We start from the raw sequence: 16,230 nt of genomic DNA on the forward strand, positions 1-16,230 counted from the left end.
CGCGCGGACGCCCCGGCCGCCGGGGGCCTGGTGGGACAGTCACCGCCCGGGCGCGCCGGGCTCGGGCCGCCGAGCCCGGCGAGCAGCTCGCGCAGCAGGTCGGCGAGCTGCTCGCGGCGGTCGGGGGCGAGATGGCCGATGAGCCGGTCCTCGGCCGCGAGCAGGTCGGCGACGACGCGGTCGAGCAGGGCGCCGCCCTCCCCGGTGAGGGTGACCGCGCGCGCGTGGTACCCGGACCCGGCGGTGGTCCGCTCCACCAGCCCGGCCCCGGCGGCCCGCTCCACGCGCTGGGTGATCGCCCCGCGCGTCACCATGCAGGCGTCGGCCAGCTCGCCCGGGCTCATCCGGTACGGCGGGCCGGAGCGGCGCAGGGTGGACAGCAGGTCCAGCGTCGCGACGTCCACCCCCAGCCCCGCCAGGAGGCGGCGGCGCTCGTCGCCGAAGACCTTGGCGGCCCACCAGATCCGGGTGACGACCCCGATCGACTCCACCGGGACGCCCGGCAGCTCGCGACGCCAGGCGTCCTGGATGGCGTCGGCGCCGTCGCGCGGCGGCTCAGCGGCCACGCTCGGCACCGCCGTTGACCTGGACGATCTGAGCGGTGACGTGCCCGGCGCCGGGCGAGGCGAGCCAGTGCACGGTCTCGGCGACGTCCCCCGGCGTCCCGGCCCGCCCGGTGTGGGTCTGCGCGACGAGCGCCGCGCGGCGCTCGTCGGTCATGGAGCCGCCGAAGAACTCGGTGTCCTCGATGAACCCCGGGGCGACCACGTTGACCGTGATGCCGCGCGGTCCGAGCGCGGCTGCGAGATCGAACGCGTACGGGTGCAGGGCCGCCTTCATCGGGCCGTAGGACGTGCCGCCGGAACCGCGCAGCGCCGCGACCGAGGAGATGAACACGACCCTCCCGGACGGGTTCAGCAGATCGCGGAGCGCCTCGGTCGGCAGCACCGACGTCAGGACGTTGGCGCGGAAGTTGCTCGTCCACCGCTCCAGGACGCCGCCGGGGCCGCCGTGGTACTCGGCGTTGCCGCCCGCGGCGTTGACCAGCACGTCGATCGATCCGAAGCGCTCCGCCAGCTCGGCGCGGACCCGCTCGACCCCGGCCGGATCGCTCAGGTCGGCCGGCAGCGCGGTGCCGCCGATCTCCCCGGCCGCCTTCTCCAGCACCCCGGCGCGGCGGCCGACGACGGCCACCCTGTCCCCTCCGGCCGCGAAGCGAGCCGCCACCGCCCTGCCGATGCCGGTGCCGCCGCCGCTGACCACGATCGTGCGCGCCATGTCGGAACCTCCTTGAGTTTAGGTCTAAACTCACTCTAGCAGGGAGCTCCGGGGCGCCGCCCGCCGCGCCCGGCGCGCCTTCAGCCCGCGGCCCGCTTCACCAGGTCGGCGATCCGCGCCTCGCCCTCGGCGGTCAGCTGCGGCAGGGCGAAGGAGGTCGGCCACATGGCGCCGTCGTCGAGGGCCGCCACGTCGCTGAACCCGAGGGTCGCGTACCGCGTCTTGAACTTCGCCTTGGCCTGGAAGAAGCAGAGCACCTTGCCGTCCTTGGAGTACGCGGGCTGGCCGTACCAGAGCCTCGGCACGAGGTGCGGCGCGGCGGCCCGGACGATCTCGTGCACCCGTTCGGCGATGGCGCGGTCCGCGTCCTCCATCTCGGCGATCTTGGCGAGGACGTCGCTCTCCCCGTCGGCCTTGGCCTTGCCCGGGCTGCGGCGCGCGGCCTTCTTCAGCTCCTGGGCGTGCTCCTTCATCGCGGCTCGCTCCTCGGCGGTGAAGCCGTCGAACTTCTCGCCGGACGCCGTGCTCGTGCCGTTCTTCTTCGTGTCGCTCATGGCGGGATTCTCCTGGTTCGTTGAGGGGGGTCGGCGGACGGGGGAGCGCTCAGCCCCACGCGCCGGCGATCTGCCGGGTCGTGGCGTTGAGCCGGTTGAACAGGTTGGTGACGCCGATCATCAGGACGATCGCGGCCAGCTCCTTCTCGTCGAAGTAGGTGGCGGCGGCGTCCCAGACGTCGTCGCTCACGGCGTCGGCGCGGTCGGCCAGCCGCGTCGCGGCCTCGGCCAGCGCCAGCGCCGCGCGCTCCTCCTCGGTGAAGTACGGGGCCTCCCTCCAGGCGGCGACGGTGGCCAGCCGCTCGTCGGTCACCCCCGCCTTGCGCGCCGTCTTCGCGCCGGCGTCCACGCAGGCGCTGCAGCCGTTGATCTGGCTGACCCGCAGGTGCACCAGCTCCAGGGTCTCCGCCGAGACGCCGCCGGAGTGCACGGCCTTGAAGAGCTCCTGGATGGGCTGCATCGCGCCGGGCAGGACCATGGCGGGGTTCTTCATTCGGGACTGCATCTGCGTTCTCCTCTGCGGTCGTGCCCCCTTCCCTCGGGGGCATGTCCCAATTCCAGCCCGGGCGGCCTACGATGACGACGTCGATGGGACGCCGTGGGACAGGCGCAACGCCTTTGAGCAGCGGCGACGCGCTCCGCATGAGTTCTGTGGCGGTGGGACGGAAGGCGGGGGAACGGTGGTCGTGCAACAGCGCCGGGCGGAGAAGTCCGACCCGCAGGACGAGCTCGCGGCCCGGCTGCGCATGCTGCAGGAGCTGTCCGGTCTCGGCGTCCGGGCCCTCGCGCGGGACGCCGGGCTCAGCTCGTCGTCGCTGTCGCGCTACCTCAGCGGACAGACCGTGCCGCCCTGGACGGCGGTGATCGCGCTCTGCCGCCTCCTCAAGCGCGACCCCCGCCCGCTGCGCCCCCTCTGGGAGCGGGCCTCCAGCCCGCTGCCCGCGCCGCCGAAGACCAGCAGGCAGGTCCAGCCCCCGGCGCCGCCCTCCGGCGCGCCGCGCCCGCCCCGCAACGACCTGCCGCGCGACGTCCCCGACTTCACCGGGCGCGAGGCCGAGCTCGCGGCCGTGCTCGCCGCGGTGGACGCCGGCGGCGTGGTCGCCGTGGACGGCATGGCGGGCGTCGGCAAGACGTGCCTGGCGGTGCACGCCGCGCACCGGCTCGCCGCCGCCTATCCCGACGCCCAGCTCTACATCGACCTGCACGGCTTCACCGCCGGGCGGGAACCGCTCGGCCCCGATCCCGCGCTGCGGGCCCTGCTGGCCGCCCTGGACGTTCCGTCGGAGAAGATCCCGCAGGAGGGCGGCATCGAGCCGCTGGCCGCCTGCTGGCGCTCGGAACTGGCGCACCGGCGGGCCGTGGTGGTCCTCGACAACGCCGTGGACGCCGACCAGATCCGCCCGCTGCTGCCCGGCGCGGGCCCCTCCGTGGCGCTGGTCACCAGCCGCAACCGGCTGCTGGGCCTGGAGGAGGTGCCCCCCGTGTCGCTGGACGTGCTGACGCCGCGGGAGGCCGCCGAACTGCTGGCCCGCGCCAGCGGCGACCCGGGCGGATCCGACGGCCGGCTGGCCCGCGAGCCGGAGGCCGCGGCCGAGGTGCTGCGGCGGTGCGGGCACCTGCCGCTGGCGCTGCGGCTGGCGGCGGCGCGGCTGCGGCACCGGCCGGGCTGGACCGTGGGCATCCTCGTCGAGCGGATGGCCGAGGGGGCCACGGAGTTCGACACGGCGTTCGCGATGTCCGTGCGGCAGCTGGACCGGGGGCGGCGCCGCTTCTTCCGCCTGCTGGGCCTGGTGCCCGGTTCGACCTTCGACGAGCACGTGGCCGCGGCGCTGGCGGACGTCCCGCTGCGCGCCGCCCAGGCGATGCTGGAGGACCTTCTCGACGCGCACCTCGTCCAGCAGCCGGCGGCCGGGCGCTACCGGCTGCACGACCTGGTGCGCCAGCACGCGCTCCGCGCCGCCGCCGAGGAGGACCCGCCCGCCGAGCGGGAGCGGGCGCTCGGCCGGGTGCTCGACTACTACGTGCACGCGGCGGCGGCCGCGGACGCCGCGGTGTCGTACCTGCCCCCCGGCCTGGAGGTGTCGGCGGGCCGGCCGCCGGCGGACCTGCCGGAGTTCGCCGGCAAGCACGCGGCGCTCCTGTGGTTCGCCACCGAGTACACCAACCTGATGGCCGTCTTCGAGGCGGCGGTCGCCGCCGGAGCCGACGCGCACGTGTGCGAGTTGCCCCGCCGCATGCGGGCCTTCTTCGCGCGGCGGTGCGGCACCACGCACCTCAACGTCCTCTTCGAGCACTCGCTGGTCGCCGCGCGGCGCCTGGACGACCCGGCGCAACTGGCGGAAGCGCACAGCGACCTCGGCTTCGCCCGCTACAACGCGGGACGGATGGCGGAGGCGGACGCCGCCTACGAGGCGGCGGGGCCGCTGGTGTCCCGGGCCGGGAACGCCAGGACCGAGGCCGAGCTGACCATGCGGCGGGGCTACCTGAAGTGGGACGAGGGCCGGGTCGAGGAGCCGCTCGACCTCTTCCGGCGGGCGGGCGGGCTGTACCGGGACGCCGGCTGCCCGACGGGCTCCGCCCACGCGACCGCGTACGAGGCGTGGGCGATGCTGCAGCTCGGGCAGCGCGAGGAGGCGGCGCGGCTCGCCCGCGCCGTGCTGGAGATCCCGCACGCCGACCCCGCGTGGCCTCCCGCGCTGACGGCCCGGATCACCCTCGGCGTCGCCATCGCCGCCGAGGAGCCCGGCGAGGCGACGGAGCACTTGGAGCGGGCGCTGGCGCTGGCCCGCGAGGACGGCCACCGGCACAACGAGGCCTGGTGCCTGAACTGCCTGGGCGTCGCCCTGCGGCAGGCGGGCCGCTACGAGGAGGCGCTGGAAGCGCACCGCCGGGCCTTCGCCCTGCTGGACGAGCTGTTCGAGGAGCACTGGAAGATCCACTTCCTCTACGGCCATGCGGAGACGTGCCGGCTGGCGGGCCTGCCGGAGGAGGCGCTGCGCCTGCACCGGCAGGCGCTGGAACTGGCCCCGAGGCTGGGGTACCGCCACGCCGAGGCGCTGGCCCGCGAGGGGATCGCGGCGGTCCTCGACGGGACGGACCCGGTGGCGGCCGCCGAGCACCGCGCGGCCGCGCTGGCCATCCGGCGGGACCTCGATCCGGGCGATCCCTCGTCCGGCACTGTTGCGGAGGCCCGATCCGGGGCATGACCCGGATGTTCCGGCTGGAAGGGGGGCTCTGGTGGAACGGCAGGCCTGGCCACGGCTGCGCGTCGCCGACTGGACGCCGACGCGCGACACCCTGCACATGTGGACGCAGATCGTCGGCAAGGTGCGTCTGGCCCACGCACCGCTGGTGAACCACTGGTGGAACGTGACGCTCTACGTCAGCCCCCGCGGGCTGACCACGTCCGCGATCCCGTACGACGGGGGCGCTTTCGACATCGAGTTCGACTTCGTCGACCACCGGCTGCGGCTGCGGAGCTCGGACGGCAGCCTCCGGGAGTTCGAGCTCGCGCCCATGCCGGTGTCGCGGTTCTACGCCCGGACGATGGCCGCCCTGCACGAGCTGGGGATCGAGACGCGCATCCAGGCGCGCCCGAACGAGGTCGAACCGGCGATCCCGTTCGAGGAGGACGACCAGCACGCCTCGTACGATCCCGAGGCGGCGCACCTGTTCTGGCACCAACTGCTCCAGGCCGCGCGCGTGCTGGGGGAGTTCCGGTCCCGCTACATCGGCAAGGTCAGTCCCGTGCACTTCTTCTGGGGCGCCATGGACCTCGCCTGCACGCGCTTCTCCGGGCGGGACGCGCCGGAGCACCCGGGCGGCGCCCCGAACTGCGGGGACTGGGTGATGGTCGAGGGGTACTCGCGGGAGCTCAGCAGCTGCGGGTTCTGGCCGGGCGGCGGCGAGGAGGGGTCCTTCTACGCCTACGCCTATCCCGAGCCCGCCGGGTTCGCCGACCGTCCGGTGGGCCCGTCCGGCGCCTTCTACAGCAGGGAGAACGGCCAGTTCCTGCTCCCGTACGAGGCGGTGCGGGAGGATCCCGACCCCGACCGGGCCCTCCTGGAGTTCCTGCAGGGCACCTACGAGGCGGCGGCCGACCTCGGAGACTGGGACCGCTCCGCGCTGGAGGCCGACCCCGCGCGATGGGACCACAAGTCCCGCGAAGGGGCCTGAGCCGGGACCCCGCCGCGGTCGAGTGACCGGGATGTCGGACGCCGCCGCTAGCTTGCGATGCCATGGTCGAGACGGTGGACATCCCGGACGAGTGGCGCGAACACATCCATCCGAGGCGCGGCGGCGTCCCCGGCCCGCCGGTCGTCCCGGACGAGGACGCGGCGCGGAGGGCGCGCGAGCGGTTGCGGAAGGCCCGCCCGATCGCCGCGGAGATGCTGGAGCACGAGCGCACCGACCCGGAGCTCGGCCGGGCCGCGCGGGCGTGGCTGGACGGGCAGGCCGACCCGGCGGGTGCGGCGGCCGTCGCCGCCGTCGCGGTGCGGTACCTCGAAGGCACCGGCGGTGCGGCGTTCCTGGACGCGTGGGTGCTCGACCACGGGCTCGCCTTCGCCGCCTGCGCGGTCACCGAGCTCTACTCGGTCGAACTCGGCCCGGTGCCGGTATCCGCGACACCCGGCCCCGACGGCGTCGTCCGGCTCGTCGCCTACAGCTACGTCGACCCGCCCAGGGGATGGCGCGGTGAGATCCGGCGCGTCACCTCCGAAGACCACTTCCCGGCGAACCGGTGGATCGCCGAGGAGGGGGTTCTCAAGCGGCTCCGCGCGCTGCTGGCCGCCGCGCCCGAGGACGAGTACCGCGACGCCATCACACGACTGTCGCGCCATCGCGGCGACGCCTGGAGGCGGCGCGTGGCCGCCTACCTCCTCCCGTCCGAGACGGCCTGGCTGGACGAGACCTTCGACGACACCTTCGGGTGGAGCCACCAGGCGCTCGAACACGAGTACCTGGTGTGCTCGCTGTCCAGCGCGGCGCAGATCGGCAGGGCGGGCTGGATTCCGGTCACTCCCGCCGTCATCGGAACGCTTCTCGACGGCCTGGGCGCGGAGGCGCTCCCGCTGCTCGGCAGGGAGCTCCAGGGCGGATACAACGCCGACGAGACGCGGCCGACCGTGCTACGGGCCCTCGTGGGGATCGCGGACGAGAGGATCTTCCCGCTCCTGCTCGACCACATGGGGCTGAAAGGCGTGCCGACCGCTTTGCAGGAGGCGGCCGGACGGCACCCTGAGCACGCGCTCCGAGCCCTGGCCCCGCTGGTCGGCGATGACACGGTGAGGGGTCTGCAAGCGGCGGGAACGGTGCGCGGGCTGCTCCACGCCAGGCCCGGTCTGGCCGAGGCGCCGCTCTCGGGGAGCGCCGAGGCGCTGCTGCCGCGATCTGCCGTCCCCGACAGCGACGACGTGCCCGCGATCCTCACCGGCAAGCCCGCCCGCGGCGCGAAGACGGACTGGGCCAACCCCGCGCTGCTTCCCCGGATCCTCACGCGCGGCGGCGACCGGGCGCTGCCCGCGAGCGCGACCGCGCGCCTGCTGAACCTCCTCGCCAAGAAGGCGCCCGAGGCGGCGGAGGTCCGCGCGCACTGCGACCGGCACTCGCTGGCCGAGTTCTCCTGGGCGGTGTTCGAACGCTGGCAGGCGCTCGGCGCGCCGACCCGGCACAACTGGGCGCTGGCGCAGCTCGGCCTCATCGGCGACGACACCACGGTGCGGCGGCTCAGCCCGCTGATCAAGGCCTGGCCGGGCCAGGGCCTGACGAGCCGCGCTGCGGCCGCGCTGGACGTCCTCGCCGCGATCGGCTCCGACGTGGCCCTGACCCACCTGTTCGAGCTGACCCGCCGCGGCAGGTACAAGGGGCTGAAGAGCAGGGCGGACCGCACGATCGACGCGATCGCCGCGGCGCGCGGGATGACGCGGGACGCGCTGGCCGACCGCGCCGTCCCCGACTTCGGGCTGGACGAGCGGGGCACCCTCGTCCTGGACTACGGCGCGCGCCGGTTCACCGTGACGTTCGACGAGCAGCTCGTCCCGCTGGTCGTGGAGCCCGGCGGCAAGCGGCGCAAGAGCGCGCCGAAGCCCGGCCCCAAGGACGATCCGGCGCTCGCCCCGGCCGCCCACGCCCTGTTCGCCGGCCTCCGCAAGGATCTGCGGACGATCGCCGACCAGGAGATCAGGCGCCTGGAACTGGCCATGGTCAACCGGCGGAGCTGGACGCCGGAGGAGTTCCGCGCCCTGTTCGTCGACCACCCGCTGCTGGGGCACATCGTCCGCCGGCTCGTGTGGACGACCGACTCCGGAACGGCCTTCCGCGTCGACGAGGGCCGCGACTACGCCGACGTCCGCGACGACCCGTTCGCCCCCGCGCCGGACAACCGCATCGCCATCGCCCATCCGGTCCTGCTGGGCGACGACCTGCGCGCCTGGGCCGAGCTGTTCGCCGACTACGAGATCCTGCAGCCGTTCGAGCAGCTCGGACGGCCGGTCCACCGGCTCACGGAAGCCGAGCGCGCCGCGCACCGGCTCGCCCGGGTCGAGGGGCTCGTCCTGCCCTACGGCAAGGCCAAGGGCCACTCGCAGGGGCGCTGGGAGTCCCTGGACGCCGACGGTGGGTTCGCGGGCGGGTGGCTCGCCCGGCGCGACCCCGCCGGCCTGTACGTCGTGGCGGAACTGAGCCCCGGCCTGGGGTACTACATGTACGGCGAGGGCGAGGACCAGAGGATCAACGCCTTCTGGGCGGGGCCGACCCCGGCCCGCTCGCCGGAGGTCACGGTGCCGCTCGGCGAAGTCGACCCGGTCACCATGAGCGAGGCCGTGCACGACCTCGTCCGCAGCGCGTCCTAGCCGGACGGGAGGGCTCCGCCCCACCTCGCGTCGGTGACGGTGTCGACCATGGCCGTCCGGTGGGTGACCGTCGTGTCGTAGGTCAGGACGGCGGCCCGGGCCTCCGGCTCCACGACGGCCGTCGAGATGTCGTCTCCCGCGAACGCCCGGACGGCGTCGAGGGAGTCCCACAGGGTCATGACCTCCAGCTCCACCCGGTCGCCCGCGTCCCGGCGGAACAGGTACGCGCCTCGATGGCCGTCCACGGAGCGGAGGGCCGGGAGCACCGAGCCCGTGAAGTGGTCGCGGTAGGCCTCCGCGCCCTCGGCGGTGGCGGTCGCGCGCCACACTCTGGCGATCATCGGGCTCCCCTCGTCGACGGTCTCAACGCTGGACCGCCGACTGTACCGCCGGCGGGCGGCACGCGAGCGCCGCACGGCGATGCCGGGCCCGGAACCCGATACGGGTTCCGGGCACGGCGCCGGCGTCGCGCGGTCGGCGCGGGGGAGAGCGGGGCGGTACCGAGGCCGCCGCGAGCGCGGTCCGGGGCGGGCCGGGTCAGTAGTGCGGGTTGTTGGTCTGCGGGATCTCGATGCTGATCGGCATCTTGAACCCGGACAGGTAGAGCAGGGCGCCCTGGCGGAGGATCTCGTCGAAGGCCCAGTAGAGCTGCCGCAGTTCCTTCGGCGCCTTCGTGAGGTCGAGGAAGCCTTCGCGGACGGCGACGAAGGGCGGCCAGAGGTTCTGGATGAGCGGGTCCCACAGCGGGTCCCGCGGGATCTTCAGCCATCCGGCGATCTCGTCGCCGAGCATGAAGCGCGTGAGCGAGCCGAGGATGGGCTTGGTGAGGAGCCCGCCGTCGATCGTGGAGCCGAGGTTGAGCAGGATGTCGGCCAGCTTGACCCCCTCGGGGGTCGGCGCGAGCACCGGGGTCAGCACCTGCTCGGCCTGGGAGTTCGCCTCGTCCCACGACTTCGGGATGTACTCGTCCCGGATGCCGAGCATGTGCCCGGCGAGCTGCCAGGACAGCAGGAACGCCTCGGACTCGGCGGCCGGGATCGGAACCTTCCACCGGACCAGGTTCTGCATGACGGTCGTGGGCAGGCTGTGCCAGGTGACCATCATGTCCGCCTGGCTGATCGGGATCTTCTCGTCGGCCGCCTTCGTCCAGTACGGGGACTTCGGCAGCAGGTGGCGCACGGCGGCGTGCACCAGCCGCGTCTTGACGCAGGTGACGATCATCTCGCCGTCGGGCTCGAACGCCTTCTCGGTGCCGATGTCGTAGCCGAGCTTGGCGGTCTTGGTGATGCGGTCCCTCATGTCCGCGCCGCCCTTGGAGTAGTAGACCGCGCGCGCCTCCTTGGGGATGGCCGTGCTCATCATCCCGCTGGCGAAGCCGTAGGTGACGCCCAGGTAGAGGCCTCGCTTCTCGTTGAACTCGAACGCGGTGGCCAGCTTGCCCGGGTCGGCCCACGCCGGCAGCCGGCGGGCGCGTTCCATGAAGTCGCGCAGATCCGCAGGCAGCCCGTCCGGCAGCGGCTGGCCGTTCCTGGTCCACGTGCGCAGCAGCTCGTTGACCTTGGGCACGTCGCCCCGGTCGAGCAGCGAGGCGACCAGCGCGTCGGCCTCCGGGTCCCACACCCACCGCGGGTCGGCGCCCTCGCCGGCGCCCGCCACCGAGCCCTTGGGCGACCACGTCCACAGGGGGGACGCCTGCGCCGGCGAGGCGACGCCGAGGGCACCGAGCGCTCCGAGCGCCCCACCGGTCAACAACACGTTGCGTCTGCTGGGTCTGTCCATGCCTTCGCTCCTCCTGGGGGCCGGAGGCGTCCCGCCGATCGCGATGCCGGACACCCCCGGGTTTCCTGAGCTGACCGGAACACTAGACCCTTATTGGCGATGTGCCAATAGCTGGGGATCAGCGGAGGGGGAAGCCGAGCTCGCGGCCCTGCTCGCGCAGCTCGTCGCGGGCGGAGGGGTGGGCGACGTGGTCGATGATCTGCTGGGCCTGGGAGGCGGCGTCGTTCCCCCACACGGTGGCGGCGCCCCGCTCGCTGACGATGTAGCTGTGCTGGAACGAGGTGACCGGCCCGGCGAGGCGCGGGATGACGGTCGAGACGTCCGCGCGCGGATGCCAGGACGGCAGGGCGATGACGGCGTGCCCGCCGGGGGAGTGCAGCGCGCCGACGACGAAGTCGGTCTGCCCGCCGAAGCCGGAGTAGATCACCCCGCGGACGCGGCTGGCGTTGGCCTGGGCGAACAGGTCGACCTGGAGCGCCGAGTTCACCGAGACCATGCGGGGGCGGCGGGCGATGAGGCTCGGGTCGTTGGTCTTCTCGGTGCGCAGCATCCGGATCCGCTCGTTGCGGTCGGCCCAGGCGTACAGCTCCGGACCGCCGAAGGCGAAGGACGCGGTGATCGGCGTCGCGGCGTCGAGCGCGCCCGCCTTCTCCAGCGCCAGCACCCCGTCGCTGAACATCTCCGACCAGACGCGCAGCCCTCGCCGGTCGAGCAGCGAGGAGAGCACGGCGTCCGGTATGGCGCCGATGCCGAGCTGCAGGGTGGCGTCCTGCGGGACGAGCCGGGCCACCCGCTCGCCGATCTCGTGGGCGACCTCGCCGGGCGGCCGGGGGACCGGGGTCGCGAGCGGCTCGTCGTCCTCGATCGCCAGGTCGATCTCGTCGGTCGCCAGGACGGCGTCGCCGAACGTGTAGGGCATGCGGGGGTTGAGCTGGGCGACGACCAGGCCGCCGCGCGCGCGGACCGCCTCGATGGCGGCGGGCAGGATGTTGACCTCGATGCCGAGCGAGACGGTCCCGCCGACCGGCAGGGAGGTCTGCACGATCACCACGTCCGGCGGCAGCGAGTCCTTCAGCAGGTTCGGCACCAGCGACAGCCGCGACGGGAAGTAGCGGAGGTTCGCGCGACCGCGCATCCCGGCGCCGACGAAGGGCGTCTCCAGGTCGACCCCTTCGCGCTCCGGCAGCTCCAGCTGGGCGTTGAGCATGAACAGGCGGTACTCGGCGACCGCGGAGTCCAGGAGCTGCAGGGCCCGCCGGGGGGCGGCGAAGTTGCCGCCGGCCACGATCCGGGGCCGCCCCGGCAGCCCGGCCAGCACCCGTGCCAGATCCTCCTGGGAGACAACGCGCATCGAGATCCCTTTCCGAGTGACTTCACGACCAGGTCGCGGCGGGTCCGCGTGGCCAGTCTGCCCGACCGGCGGGACGGCGCCGACGCCAAGGGCGGCGATGAGTTCGCGGCCCCGCCGCGGTCATCACCTGTGACGCATCCCGACGCACGAGGAGCGACATGTCACTCGATCTCTTCGCCGGCATCCCCGTCACCGACTACGCGGAGGCGCTGCCGTGGTACGAGCGGTTCTTCGGCGCGAAGCCGTCGTTCCTGCCCAACGACGTCGAGGCCGTCTGGGAGGTGGCCGAGCACCGGTACGTCTACATCGTGCAGGACCCGGAGCGGGCCGGGCACGCTCTGGTGCTCGCGTTCGTGGACGATCTCGCCGACCGGGTCGCGGGGGTCGCGCGGCGGGGCATCCCGCCGGCGGGACGCGAGGAGTACGGCGACGGCGTGACCAAGGTGGTCTTCCGCGACCCGGAGGGCAACGAGATCGGTTTCGGCGGCGCCGGCTGACGCGCTAGGCCGCCCGCCTCCCGGCGAGGTGCCGCAGCTCGGCGGCGCACATCATGAGCCTGCGCACCGGAAGGTGCCGGGCGTAGTGGTCCAGGTCGGCGCCGAGCGCGAACACGTGGACCGGGACCCCGGCGCCGCGGCCGGACTCGACGGCCTGGCGCAGCGCGGCCAGGACCGCCGGATGCCGGGTCTGGTAGGCGGCCGAGACCAGGTGGTTGCCGCGGTCGGCGGCGAGGTAGAACTGGATCAGGTCCTTGGTGCCGACGAACAGCTCGCCCGCCCCGGAGGCGCAGAAGTCGGCCGCCGAATGCACCGCGGCCGGCGTCTCGACGAAGACGGCGAGCGGCGTCTCGTCCCCGAGGCCGAGGAACCGCCGCAGCCGCACGTACTCGTCGCGGTCGTTGATGAACGGAACGGCGAAACGCACCCGGTCCGCGTCCGCGCCCAGCCGGTCCCGCAGGCGGGCCCGCAGCGCCCGGAAGGCGTGGGGGTAGCGGCGCTCCCGCAGCAGCCACCGGGCGCCGTGCCGGCCGAGTTCGGGGTTCGGCTCGTCGTCCACGTGGGCGCCGGACGTGATCTTGGCGGCGTCGTCGGAGCGCAGGTCGAGGAGCCTCATGATCAGACGCTGGCCGGGAAGGAGCTCGCGCACCATCGGGCACAGCTCCGACGCCACGGCCGCGCCGTAGCGCTCGGCCTCCCGGACGCCCTCCCGGAGCGAGTCGATCGGGCTCAGGGCGGCGGAGAAGCAGACGAACTCCTCGCGGATGAAGAAGGAGTCGGCGGGCTCGACGCGCGGTGCGAGGGCGTTGGTCGCCCGGATGTCGGTGGTGTCGGCGACGACCACGCAGATCGACTCGATGCCGCCGAAGGCGGCGGCCGGGCGCCGCGGGGCGGGCACCTCCTGCGCGGCCTCGCCGAGGACGACCGACGCGCGGTCGAGCAGGACGGTGGCCTCCCCGGCGAGCGATTCCAGGTCGGACGGCGCGACGCGCAGCACGGGGATTCCGCGCGAGCGGCAAAGGGATTGCATGTGGCCGGTCCGGCCGCCTTTCGCGCAGATCACGGCGGAGCAGGCGAGGATGGCGTCGTAGAGGTCGGGACCGAGTGCTTCGACGACGAGAATGGCGCCGTCGACCGGTTTCCTACTGCGGTTGCAAGGTCCTTGAACGGATCGCTGGTGTGAATCGACGAGCACAACCCCTGGAACTTCGCGAGGGCTCACGGACGTCCTCTCTCTCGCCGGTCCCGGGTGGCGGCGCCGGCCCGGCCGCGCTGAAAGCGATGCGCGGTCGGGCCCGTCCCGGGCAGAGCATGAATAGAGAGTTACAGCCGTGGATGAGAAAACGCACCTTCTCGAATGCCGATATGCCTTTTCGGGCTATCGGGACTCCGGCGGCCCGTCGAGTTCGAGCAGCGCACGGAGGTCCCGTGGCGTTACGGACAGGTCGTTGAGCGTGGCCGTGGCTTCGGTGTTCACGACGAAGCGCAGCGCCCCCTCAGAAGCGGCGGCCTCGCCGTCGGCGGTCATGGCGCCGCGGAGGGCCCGGAGACCGCTCGCGAGACGCGCCGCCGGCGCCCGCCGGTCGCGGCGGCGCCGGGCGGCCATCCGGTGCACGTCGAGGCGGACCGCGCGGGCGAACGCCTCGCGCACCTCGTCGTCCGAGCCGTGGGCCACGGCCTTGGACACGGTCTCGGCCGGTTCTTCGTAGCAGGATTCGAGGTCGCGCAGCACGGCCGCGGCGACGCCGACCGAGTGGTTCTTGATCGCGGCGAGGTTGAACGTGAACGCGCCCGTCCGGCCGTACCGGGTGATCTCGTCGCCCTCCCGGGGGCAGCCGACCACGGTGACCGGAGCGGTGCGCACGCCGGCCGGTCCGAGCAGGAAGCCGTGGCCGTCCACCTCGACGCCGCGCCCGGTCCGCCGGTGCCGCACGGCGATGCCCCTGCGCAGCAGGTTCCTCCAGAGCGCCGAACCGACGCGCCCGTAGTCGGTCTCCCGCCCGAAGTTGGAGATCACCAGGTCCGCCTCGACCGTCCGCGCCGACGCGGGCCCGGACACCGACACCCGCAGGGCGCCGGCCTCGGTGGCGGCGATCCCGCGGACGGCGCCGGTGGTGACGACGACCTGGCCGCCCTCCGCCATCGCGGCGTCGACGAACTCGGTGATGTAGGGGACGGCGCTCACGCGCAGCGTGGCGAGCAGGCTCCCGTACCGGTCGAGGAGCGCGCGGAGATCGGCCGAGGGGACCCGGGCCAGGACCTCGGGCAGGTGGGGCTCCCAGGCCTTGGCGATGCGCTCGCTCACGACCGCGGGCGCCACGCCGGCATGCCGCCGGGCGACGTGGACGCGGGCGCGTTCCCACTCGTCCCTGAAGAGCCGGACGAGCTCGTCGCACCCCTCGTAGCCGTCGGCGTGCAGCCGCGGAGCCGGCAGCTCGAGGACGTGGTGCCGGTGGTCGGAGGGATAGGTGCGCAGCGACAGCCCGGAACGCGAGATCATGTGGATCTTCCCGGTGTGGCCGTGCCGCAGCAGGAGCGACGCCGAGTCGTACGCGCTCAGCAGCGTGCCGACGATGGCGACCTCGGCGTCCCGCCGCACGCCGAGGATCCGCTCGATCCCCTGCTCGGAGTACGGGTGCCGTACGAAGCAGGGGTGGTCCTCGACGCCGGCGGCGAACGGGAGCTCCCGCTCTTCCAGCCCCGTGGCGAGGACGGCGTGGTCGGCCTCGATCGCCAGCTGGTCCGGCCCGGCGCCGGACCGCGGCGAGGAGCGCTTCTCGACGACGACTCGCACGCGGTCGGTGCCACCCGCGGTGCGGACCGTCATGTCGACCGCCTCGCCGTCGACCTCGAGCAACTCCACGCCGTCCGACGCCTCGCGTGCGGCCTCGGCCAGGCGCGTGCTCAGGTAGTCAGCGTAGAGCCTGCGGGGCGCCGGTCCGGACTCGGTGAAGGTGAAGCCGCTCCACCTCGGGGGCCAGCCGGTCCGGTCGGCCTCGGTGTTGGCCCAGTCCACGAAATCGTCGACGTCCTCCCGGAACATCGACATCCGGCCCGCCTGAATATTGAAGACGTGATGCCAGTGGTTGCCCGAAGGATGATAGGCCACGCCCGCACTGCGATATTCGGGCCGCCGCTCTATCAGCACCACTTGTAAAGGTTCCCGGGCGAACTGCATGAGACGTATGGCGGTGGCGGTTCCGGCTAAGCCCGCGCCGACGATGACGACCCTTCGGGTCTCTGGAAAGCCCACGTGGCAACCCCCGCCCGCACCGAACGGCTACAAAGCATTCACTGTCGAGCGTAGCGCATTGCCATCCGCGCTCAATGGTTCGGCGGCGGATCGGGTGGCGCATATTCCTGCGGCGGCGTTCGCGCCGGAAAATCGGCTCCCCGTGAATGGCCCCACACGCCGGGCAATTCGCTATATGAATTAATAGCGGATGCCTCGATCGGTGAACGGCGGGCCGGGCGTTCGGGAGCCGCGTCACGTGGGCGGGGCCGCGCCGGCCCGCGCCCGTCCGGGTCTCCGAGCGCTACCGGTTTTCCCTGTGTCGGCCGCGAGCCGCTTCAGGCGATCTTCGCGTCTCAGACGGTGAGGCGGCGCCAGACCTCGTCGAGGGCGAGGTGCAGGGCGCCGGTGAGGACGGTGTCCTCGGCGAGGCCGGAGAACTCCACGGCGGGCGGGGTCAGGGTCAGTTCGGTCAGGTGCCGGGTGATGGCGGTGAGCAGGACGGGCCCGGCGCGGGCGACGCCGCCGCCGATCACGACGGTGTCGGGATCGAGGACGAGCACGGCGGGGGCGATCGCCTGCGCGAAGGTCGCGGCCACGGCGTCCACGACCCGCTGGGCGGCGGCGTCGCCGCCGAGCTGCCCTGGTACTTCCCGTCGCCGGCCGCGTACGCGACCAAGCTGGAGGA

14 protein-coding genes are annotated in these 16,230 nt (G+C 73.6%); 4 read left to right on the forward strand and 10 right to left on the reverse strand.

Going from position 1 to position 16,230, the window contains the following annotated elements:
- The 4 genes from AB0K37_RS32185 to AB0K37_RS32200 all read right to left on the reverse strand — a co-directional run.
- Nucleotides 1-566: MarR family winged helix-turn-helix transcriptional regulator (locus tag AB0K37_RS32185; RefSeq protein WP_363987394.1), on the reverse strand; the 566-nt coding region annotated here is incomplete at its 3' end.
- Entirely contained in the window at nucleotides 556-1,278 is a 723-nt protein-coding gene (locus AB0K37_RS32190; protein ID WP_363987396.1) for an SDR family oxidoreductase, read from the reverse strand. The genes AB0K37_RS32190 and AB0K37_RS32185, both read right to left, overlap by 11 nt.
- A gap of 80 nt (nucleotides 1,279-1,358) precedes the next feature.
- Nucleotides 1,359-1,832, reverse strand: coding sequence for a DUF1801 domain-containing protein (locus tag AB0K37_RS32195; RefSeq protein ID WP_363987398.1), 474 nt, complete (start codon nucleotides 1,830-1,832; stop codon nucleotides 1,359-1,361).
- A gap of 49 nt (nucleotides 1,833-1,881) precedes the next feature.
- On the reverse strand, nucleotides 1,882-2,337 hold the full coding sequence (locus AB0K37_RS32200; protein ID WP_363987400.1) for a carboxymuconolactone decarboxylase family protein: 456 nt from the start codon (nucleotides 2,335-2,337) through the stop codon (nucleotides 1,882-1,884).
- Nucleotides 2,338-2,512: 175 nt separating this feature from the next.
- On the opposite strand from AB0K37_RS32200, the gene AB0K37_RS32205 reads away from it, so the two are divergent.
- The 3 genes from AB0K37_RS32205 to AB0K37_RS32215 all read left to right on the forward strand — a co-directional run bounded on the left by AB0K37_RS32205 (nucleotide 2,513) and on the right by AB0K37_RS32215 (nucleotide 8,683).
- Nucleotides 2,513-5,038 carry a tetratricopeptide repeat protein gene (locus AB0K37_RS32205; protein ID WP_363987402.1) on the forward strand — a complete coding sequence of 842 codons (2,526 nt, stop codon included), beginning with the start codon at nucleotides 2,513-2,515 and terminating at the stop codon, nucleotides 5,036-5,038.
- 31 nt (nucleotides 5,039-5,069) lie between these two features.
- The gene (locus tag AB0K37_RS32210) at nucleotides 5,070-6,008 is read left to right on the forward strand and encodes a DUF5996 family protein (RefSeq protein ID WP_363987404.1); all 939 of its coding nucleotides are present in this window, start codon (nucleotides 5,070-5,072) and stop codon (nucleotides 6,006-6,008) included.
- A gap of 62 nt (nucleotides 6,009-6,070) precedes the next feature.
- Nucleotides 6,071-8,683, forward strand: coding sequence for a DUF4132 domain-containing protein (locus tag AB0K37_RS32215; RefSeq protein ID WP_363987406.1), 2,613 nt, complete (start codon nucleotides 6,071-6,073; stop codon nucleotides 8,681-8,683).
- On the opposite strand, the gene AB0K37_RS32220 is transcribed toward AB0K37_RS32215, so the two are convergent.
- From AB0K37_RS32220 to AB0K37_RS32230, 3 genes are all read right to left on the reverse strand, one after another.
- Complete coding sequence (locus AB0K37_RS32220; protein WP_363987408.1) at nucleotides 8,680-9,024, reverse strand: antibiotic biosynthesis monooxygenase; 345 nt, start codon at nucleotides 9,022-9,024, stop codon at nucleotides 8,680-8,682. The genes AB0K37_RS32215 and AB0K37_RS32220 overlap by 4 nt on opposite strands.
- 196 nt (nucleotides 9,025-9,220) lie before the next feature.
- Nucleotides 9,221-10,462 (reverse strand): oxygenase MpaB family protein, encoded by a 1,242-nt coding sequence (locus tag AB0K37_RS32225; protein WP_363987409.1) that lies wholly within the window; start codon nucleotides 10,460-10,462, stop codon nucleotides 9,221-9,223.
- Between the two features lie 118 nt (nucleotides 10,463-10,580).
- The gene (locus AB0K37_RS32230; protein WP_363987411.1) at nucleotides 10,581-11,813 is read right to left on the reverse strand and encodes an acetyl-CoA hydrolase/transferase C-terminal domain-containing protein; all 1,233 of its coding nucleotides are present in this window, start codon (nucleotides 11,811-11,813) and stop codon (nucleotides 10,581-10,583) included.
- A 158-nt stretch (nucleotides 11,814-11,971) separates the two neighbouring features.
- Between AB0K37_RS32230 and AB0K37_RS32235 the strand changes: the two genes are divergently transcribed.
- Nucleotides 11,972-12,310 (forward strand): VOC family protein, encoded by a 339-nt coding sequence (locus tag AB0K37_RS32235; RefSeq protein ID WP_363987413.1) that lies wholly within the window; start codon nucleotides 11,972-11,974, stop codon nucleotides 12,308-12,310.
- A gap of 4 nt (nucleotides 12,311-12,314) precedes the next feature.
- On the opposite strand, the gene AB0K37_RS32240 is transcribed toward AB0K37_RS32235, so the two are convergent.
- The 3 genes from AB0K37_RS32240 to AB0K37_RS32250 all read right to left on the reverse strand — a co-directional run.
- A complete protein-coding gene (locus AB0K37_RS32240) occupies nucleotides 12,315-13,532 on the reverse strand; it encodes a putative PEP-binding protein (protein ID WP_363987414.1) in 1,218 nt (405 codons plus the stop codon).
- 156 nt (nucleotides 13,533-13,688) lie between these two features.
- A complete protein-coding gene (locus AB0K37_RS32245) occupies nucleotides 13,689-15,563 on the reverse strand; it encodes an FAD/NAD(P)-binding protein (protein ID WP_363987416.1) in 1,875 nt (624 codons plus the stop codon).
- A gap of 335 nt (nucleotides 15,564-15,898) precedes the next feature.
- Nucleotides 15,899-16,230, reverse strand: a 332-nt coding sequence (locus AB0K37_RS32250; RefSeq protein ID WP_363987418.1) for an ROK family protein, incomplete at its 5' end; no start/stop codon positions are given.

Source organism: Actinomadura sp. NPDC049753, from assembly GCF_040674655.1.
In the GTDB taxonomy this organism is placed as follows: Bacteria; Actinomycetota; Actinomycetes; order Streptosporangiales; family Streptosporangiaceae; genus Spirillospora; species Spirillospora verrucosospora.

What these genes read in the sequence shown, in the direction of transcription:
- AB0K37_RS32190 (WP_363987396.1), bottom strand. Translation starts at nt 1,278, where the DNA reads ATGGCGCGCACGATCGTGGTCAGCGGCGGCGGCACCGGCATCGGCAGG.
- AB0K37_RS32235 (WP_363987413.1), top strand. Translation starts at nt 11,972, where the DNA reads ATGTCACTCGATCTCTTCGCCGGCATCCCCGTCACCGACTACGCGGAG.
- AB0K37_RS32230 (WP_363987411.1), bottom strand. Translation starts at nt 11,813, where the DNA reads ATGCGCGTTGTCTCCCAGGAGGATCTGGCACGGGTGCTGGCCGGGCTG.
- AB0K37_RS32195 (WP_363987398.1), bottom strand. Translation starts at nt 1,832, where the DNA reads ATGAGCGACACGAAGAAGAACGGCACGAGCACGGCGTCCGGCGAGAAG.
- AB0K37_RS32220 (WP_363987408.1), bottom strand. Translation starts at nt 9,024, where the DNA reads ATGATCGCCAGAGTGTGGCGCGCGACCGCCACCGCCGAGGGCGCGGAG.
- AB0K37_RS32200 (WP_363987400.1), bottom strand. Translation starts at nt 2,337, where the DNA reads ATGCAGTCCCGAATGAAGAACCCCGCCATGGTCCTGCCCGGCGCGATG.
- AB0K37_RS32225 (WP_363987409.1), bottom strand. Translation starts at nt 10,462, where the DNA reads ATGGACAGACCCAGCAGACGCAACGTGTTGTTGACCGGTGGGGCGCTC.
- AB0K37_RS32215 (WP_363987406.1), top strand. Translation starts at nt 6,071, where the DNA reads ATGGTCGAGACGGTGGACATCCCGGACGAGTGGCGCGAACACATCCAT.